We start from the raw sequence: 1,148 nt of genomic DNA on the forward strand, positions 1-1,148 counted from the left end.
AACGATTTATTGCCTGTTTTTTTAACTTTTAAATTTGATGGTAAATTTTTTAAGTGATAGTGAATTGTTTGTTTAGAAACATTTAAACTTTCAGAAACTTCTTTTACCGTTTTCATCAAATAACACGTCCTACTTTATTTGTTCGCCCTATAGTTTCCATTTATATTCATTTTTTCTAAAAACGCTTCTTTTTGTTGTTCTGTAAATTCAGTTGTTTTGGGTTTGATAGGTTCATACTTTTTATTTTCTAACCATTCTGGCGTCATCTCACGATTTATATTTTGTGTTTTCTTACCTATATTCGCCATTTCAGGTTGTCGCTTTGAATGAATGCGTTTCTCAGGCTCAAAAGTGAATTCTAACCACTCAATTTTACGACCTTTTTTAGCTTTAACTTTATTTATATTTAGCCCCTTAAAAATTGAGCTTAATTCATTAATTATTGGCGTAAAAATATTTTTATTTAAATCGGTCATACGATAAGATTTAGGAACATCTAAACGTTCTCTAAAATCTTCAACACTAATTTTTAAATAACCAGTACTTTTATATTGTTTCAGTAGTCGAAACATGTTTTTAGCGTATGTTGATTTGAGATAAGTCATTTCTTGTAGTTCAAATTTAGTAAAATCAGCTGTAATAGAGTTGAGTATATGCTTCAAATCACTATTAATACTAATTGCTAGCTGTTGTTCTTCAACATCCACTTCGTACGATGTAAATAAAACAAACTTTTTAAATGATTTTCCATTACGTTCTGTATAAGTTAAATTCAACATCTTATCGTATACATGCTCTAAATCTTTCACAAAACGATCTTGTGAGCGAGAATAGTAATTACTAAGATGTTTTAATTCATCAAAATATATTTCTAGTCTACGTGTGTCCTGTTCTTTGAGCTTATTACATAGAGTAAAAAACAAATCTACTTCTGTACTTGTAAATTTTCTTAAAGGTACTAAATTCATTTCGTTTCGATACACAACAGTTTCTCCAGTCATGTTATAATCACTCCTAGTAGAATAAAATAAATTTGAAAAGGAGTACAATTCCCAGTTGTACTCCTTTTTTATTTCTTAAAGTCACTCTAAACCTCTGATAATACAATGTCAAGAGATTAAAGGAGTGACTTTTTTAAAACTACTCCT

The 1,148-nt window shown here is 28.7% G+C and carries 2 protein-coding genes; both read right to left on the reverse strand.

Translation table 11 applies throughout. The features are described from left to right. A partial coding sequence (locus KA878_RS13960) for a LuxR C-terminal-related transcriptional regulator (RefSeq protein ID WP_176721502.1) occupies positions 1 to 116 on the reverse strand: 116 nt, incomplete at its 3' end. Positions 117 to 134: 18 nt separating this feature from the next. Beyond that, the gene (locus KA878_RS13965; RefSeq protein ID WP_069794589.1) at positions 135 to 1,001 is read right to left on the reverse strand and encodes a replication initiation protein; all 867 of its coding nucleotides are present in this window, start codon (positions 999 to 1,001) and stop codon (positions 135 to 137) included. Positions 1,002 to 1,148: the final 147 nt, after the last annotated feature.

The sequence above is a fragment of the Staphylococcus sp. GDY8P57P genome (genome assembly GCF_017892585.1).
Lineage (GTDB): Bacteria > Bacillota > Bacilli > Staphylococcales > Staphylococcaceae > Staphylococcus > Staphylococcus borealis.

Bases quoted from the DNA above. Each gene is read 5' to 3' on its own strand.
- KA878_RS13965 (WP_069794589.1), bottom strand. From the start codon at position 1,001: ATGACTGGAGAAACTGTTGTGTATCGAAACGAAATGAATTTAGTACCT.